The 4,773-nt window shown below is 62.2% G+C and carries 5 protein-coding genes and 1 pseudogene; 5 read left to right on the forward strand and 1 reads right to left on the reverse strand.

Annotation, left to right across the window (positions count from 1 at the left end):
• From A2I95_RS26070 to A2I95_RS26090, 5 genes are all read left to right on the forward strand, one after another.
• A partial coding sequence (locus A2I95_RS26070; RefSeq protein WP_291734589.1) for an ATP-binding protein occupies positions 1–258 on the forward strand: 258 nt, incomplete at its 5' end.
• A gap of 782 nt (positions 259–1,040) precedes the next feature.
• The gene (locus A2I95_RS26075; protein ID WP_291734591.1) at positions 1,041–1,442 is read left to right on the forward strand and encodes a transposase; all 402 of its coding nucleotides are present in this window, start codon (positions 1,041–1,043) and stop codon (positions 1,440–1,442) included.
• A complete protein-coding gene (gene tnpB, locus A2I95_RS26080; protein ID WP_367152636.1) occupies positions 1,439–1,753 on the forward strand; it encodes an IS66 family insertion sequence element accessory protein TnpB in 315 nt (104 codons plus the stop codon). The genes A2I95_RS26075 and tnpB overlap by 4 nt, the downstream gene beginning before the upstream one ends.
• Positions 1,754–1,850: 97 nt before the next feature.
• The gene (locus tag A2I95_RS26085; protein WP_291734592.1) at positions 1,851–3,629 is read left to right on the forward strand and encodes an IS66 family transposase; all 1,779 of its coding nucleotides are present in this window, start codon (positions 1,851–1,853) and stop codon (positions 3,627–3,629) included.
• A complete protein-coding gene (locus tag A2I95_RS26090) occupies positions 3,626–4,228 on the forward strand; it encodes a plasmid pRiA4b ORF-3 family protein (RefSeq protein ID WP_291734594.1) in 603 nt (200 codons plus the stop codon). Before A2I95_RS26085 ends, A2I95_RS26090 begins: the two co-directional genes overlap by 4 nt.
• 214 nt (positions 4,229–4,442) lie before the next feature.
• Here A2I95_RS26090 and A2I95_RS26095 read toward each other — a convergent pair.
• A pseudogene (locus A2I95_RS26095) lies at positions 4,443–4,773 on the reverse strand (flagellar biosynthetic protein FliP); the annotation flags it as partial.

The raw sequence follows: 4,773 nt of genomic DNA on the forward strand, positions 1-4,773 counted from the left end.
GGATGGGGTGATGCCTTCGGCGACCCCGTCGTGGCCACAGCGCTATTGGATCGGCTGTTGCATCACTCCGCCGTCATCCAGATCGAAGGCGCCAGCTACCGCCTGCGAGGCCACATCGATCTGATACCTGAACACACCCGCACAAACGCACCCATCACACCGCCGCCGCCGCCAAACGGCGCGGCCGTCCACCAAAAAACGGAGCTGCAAGTCACTGAACCGGCTGACAACCAAAACCGCAATACTGGGGAACTGTAGCCTGCCTGTTTTGGGGGAATGTGAGATGCCATTGATAAGTGTCCCGGCACAGACGGCTTCTACGACCGCCAGTCGATCAGCCAGGATGGCCCCAAGGATGTCTGCCATTTGTATGTCAGCATAGGGCCGACGTTCCAGTTTGCACTGACCGCGTCTGACCGCGGTAGGCAGTTCCCAATTCTTGAACGGCGCTCCGTTGCGCAATGTCCCAGGATCTCGGGCTGAAACAGGAAAACAGTGTCGCGGGTCGCAGAGTGATTTGCCGGGTCCGAAGGCGCGCGCGGCTGCCGACAATACGCCCTTACTGCCAGCAGTCCAATCGGTCGGCAGAGGCCCTGATCACACCGGGCTGACATACGGAACAAGGCTGGTGCGCTATTCCGGACCGTTCTGCCTTGCAGCTCCAGATGCGGTTGCGCCAGGAAATAGGCCAGTCAGCGGGCTTTCAGCCGGGCCTTCAGCTCGCCATAAGAATTGAATTCTAACCGAGACACGAAGAACCGGCGCCGGATCACGCCGAACTGGTTCTCGGCCCGGCCTTTCTCCGAACCGGAAGCGGTAGTGCAGGTCCGTCCGATTGGGCGTCATGCACAATCTCTTGCGTCTCGCGCGGACACTCGAAACTCGCGGTAGATCTGCTTGAAGGACTTAACCTAACGGAAATACGCCCGCTGATCTTCGCAGTTTTTTGCGCCGCCAACTTCACCAATCCGCTCTCTCAATGTATGCTTCCGGCGGAGGCCGTCTGACGAGATCACGGTGCTGGTGATAAGTCCGACCTTATGGCCGACCATAAGTTCAGACCCGAGATTGAAGTCCTTTCCGCCGCTGATGCCCCGCGCCGGCGGCACTGGAGCGATGCGGATAAAATCCGGATCGTGGAGGAAAGCTTTGCGGGGCATCGCAAGGTGGCAGCGACAGCCCGGCGGCATGGTGTATCGCGCTCTCTTTTGACGATATGGCGGCGGCAATACCGGGACGGGGAACATGGCGACGAGACCTCACCGGCATTTATCCCGTTGACGCTTTCGCCTGGGTCGCCCGCGCCAACACCAGTCGCACAGTCTGGAGCCGGCGATGTCCAACTTGAGATCGTGCTGAGGAACGGGCGCCGGCTCCTTGTCCCCTCCACAGTGGACCCCGAGATGCTGGCCCGGCTTCTTCCGGTGCTGGAGGGGCGATGATCGCCTTCCCGGCGGGGGTATGCGTTTGGATCGCAGGCGGAGTGACCGACATGCGGCGCGGCATGAACACCCTGGCTCTGACAGTTCAGCAGGGTCTAGGGCGCGACCCGCATGCGGGTGAAATCTTCTGCTTCCGGGGGCGCAAGGGCGACCTGGTCAAACTGCTTTGGCATGATGGCGTCGGCATGTCGCTCTACACCAAACGGCTGGAAGCGGGGAAGTTCATCTGGCCGACCAGCGGGACCGGCGAAGCGGTGCAGATCTCCGCTGCCCAGCTCGGATACCTGCTGGGGGGGGATCGACTGGCGTAATCCGCGCTGGACACAACGCCCTGCAAAGGCGGGATAAACTGGTCTCATCAGCCTTGTTTCCATAGGTTTTGCGGTGCGCACGTGGTAGGTCTCGGCCATGCCAGAGGCCGCTACCGGGATTGCCGGATTGCGCGCCGCACTTGCGGCATCGGAAGCACGTGCCGAAGCTGCCCAGACTGAACTTGCGCAGGTCCGGGCGGCGGTCTCGACCTCCGAGGCGATGATCAAGCATCTCCGGCTCGAGATCGCCAAACTCCGGCGCGAACAATATGGCCACAGCTCGGAACGGCGTGCCCGCTTGATCGACCAGATGGAGATGCAGCTCGAGGAGCTCGAAACTGCGGCCGCCGAGGATGAGACCGCGGCAATGAGGCTGACGAAGGCCGCGGCCGTGGCCGGCTTCGAACGCCGCCGCCCGGCACGCAAGCCCTTTCCGAACCATCTGCCGCGTGAACGTGTGGTGGTCGAGGCACCCACCGCCTGTTCCTGCTGCGGCTCAGATCGCATCGTGAAGATGGGGGAGGACATTGCCGAGACGCTGGAGGTGATCCCGCGGCAATGGAAAGTGATCCAGACGGTCCGTGAGAAGTTCACCTGCCGGGCTTGCGAGAAGATCAGCCAGCCCCCGGCGCCCTTCCATCCCACGCCCCGCGGCTGGGCCGGGCCGAACCTGCTGGCGTTCGCCATGGGTCGCGAACGCATGGCGGCCAATGGCTCACTCCTGTTCGAGAAGTTCGGGCAGCATCTGCCTTTGAACCGTCAGGCCGAGCGCTACGCAAAGGAAGGTGTCGATCTCAGCCTTTCGACGATTGCCGGTCAGGTTGGGGCCTGCACCGTTGCACTCGAGCCCCTCCATGCGCTGATCCGGACCCATGTCCTTGAGGCAAAACGCTTGCACGGCGATGACACGACGGTGCCGCTGCTGGCAAAGGGCGGGACAAAAACTGCCCGGCTCTGGACCTATGTCAGGGAGCGAGCCATAGGGCGCCATTGGTTCAAGCCCAATGGCGAGCGCCCCTTTGGCGGCGGCGCTCCACCTGCCGCTCTGTTCCACTTCTCCCGTGACCGCGGAATGGCCAACCCGAACCGGCACCTCGCCGGGTGGCAGGGCATCCTGCAAGCCCCTCTCGGCAGCATGGCAGTGCCATGCGCCTGCCGGGCAGCGGATGCCTATGGCGGCTACAACGACCTCTACCGCGCCGGACGCGATCCGGCGCCAGTCAGCAGCGCATTCGCCGGTGGGCTCGAACCAGTGGCGCCTTCACCGGCTCATTGCTGGAGCCATGCCCGGCGCAAATTCTTTGAGCTCGCCGACATCAAAGGAATAATCCGCAGGGGCAAGCCTGTCCATGACATCTCGCCCGTGGCGCTGGAGGCGGTGGCCCGGATCGACGCGGTCTTCGACATCGAGCGCGGCATCAATGGCCTGCCCACCGAAGAACGGCACGCCATCCGGCAACGGCTGTCCCGCCCTCTGGTCGAGGCATTGCACGACTGGATGCGCACGGAGCGCGACAGGATGTCGAAGCATAACCCGGTTGCCAAGGCGATCAGCTACATGTTCATCAAGGACCGATGGGCGGCCTTCAGCCGCTTCCTTGACGATGGCCGTATTTGCCTGACGAACAATGCGGCCGAACGGGCCCTGCGGGGCGTTTCTCCCGGCCGGAAGCCCTGGCTCTTCGCCGGGTCCGAGCGCGGCGGCGGCCGCGCCGCGTTCATGTATTCCCTGATCGTCACTGCCAAGATGAACGAAGCCGATCCCCAAGCCTGGCTGGCCGATGTCCTCGCCCGGCTGCCCGGCACGACGGCATCCCGTGTGCCGGATCTATTGCCCTGGAACTGGCCCCCGGCCGAGAAAAGGATAGCTGCATGACCCTGATCGCCCGCCTGCGGATCATCCTGAACGACGTTGATCCTCTGCCTATGCGCCATATCGAGGTGCCGCTGAAGATCAGGCTCGACTGGCTGCATGAGGTTATGCAGGCAGCTATGGGCTGGACCGATACCCATCTCTATGAGTTCCGTGCCGGCGATGCTGGTTGGGGCATACCAGATCCGGATGGGTTCTATGATGGCCCGTTGCCCGCAAAGAAAACGACGCTGGAGAAGGTGCTCGAGGGGACCGGCGTCAGGACGGTCCAATATATTTATGACTTCGGCGACGACTGGGACCACAGCATCCGGGTCGAGCGGGTCAACGATGCCACCCCCGGCGTGCTCTACCCACGGCTTCTCAAGGCCACCGGCGCCTGTCCGCCCGAGGACGTCGGCGGCGCTTGGGGCTACGAAGAGTTCCTCGAAGCCCTCGCTGATCCCGGCCACGAGCAACACGAGGACATGATCCGCTGGTCGGGTGGCTCGTTTGATCCCGACGATCCCAAGGCCGACAGGATCGTCGAGCGGCTTAACCAGCTTGCAAAGAAATGGACTCCGCGGCCCCGCAAACCCAAAATCCCCAAGGGCACTACCTGAGAACTGCCCACGTCCGCGGTCTACGCCGGATGGTTACCTCTCAATCCCTCGAAGGAGCCTCTGAGTAGAAATTTCAGGGGGTGCTTTGGGACGCCTTTGTTTCCAAAAACAGAGTCAATTATGAATGCTTGTGGACAGTTACTGTGATCTGGGATCTGGAGAAAGCCCGGGCACTACATAGATGCCGGGGCTTACGCCAGGTCATTGGAACGGGTCAGGGGTAGTAGCTGCGTACCAGAGCGGTGGCGATCAAGCTCCAGCCATCTGCAACTACAAAAAATGCCAGTTTGAAGGGCAGGGACACGATGGCGGGCGGCACCATCATCATCCCCATGGACATCAGGACCGCGGCCACAACCAGGTCGATAACCAGGAAAGGCAAGAAGACGAGAAATCCGATTTGAAAGGCGCGTGAAATTTCCGACAGCAGGAAGCTTGGAACCAGCGCCGATAGAGGCGCTTCGGGCACGGGGTCCATGCCCTGGGTTTCCGGCCTGAGGTCTGCAATTGCATAAAATGTGTCCGGATCCAGCCGGTTGGCCATG

Source organism: Leisingera sp. F5 (genome assembly GCF_001593695.1).

Bases quoted from the DNA above. Each gene is read 5' to 3' on its own strand.
- A2I95_RS26075 (WP_291734591.1), top strand. From the start codon at position 1,041: ATGGCCGACCATAAGTTCAGACCCGAGATTGAAGTCCTTTCCGCCGCT.
- tnpB (WP_367152636.1), top strand. From the start codon at position 1,439: ATGATCGCCTTCCCGGCGGGGGTATGCGTTTGGATCGCAGGCGGAGTG.
- A2I95_RS26085 (WP_291734592.1), top strand. From the start codon at position 1,851: ATGCCAGAGGCCGCTACCGGGATTGCCGGATTGCGCGCCGCACTTGCG.
- A2I95_RS26090 (WP_291734594.1), top strand. From the start codon at position 3,626: ATGACCCTGATCGCCCGCCTGCGGATCATCCTGAACGACGTTGATCCT.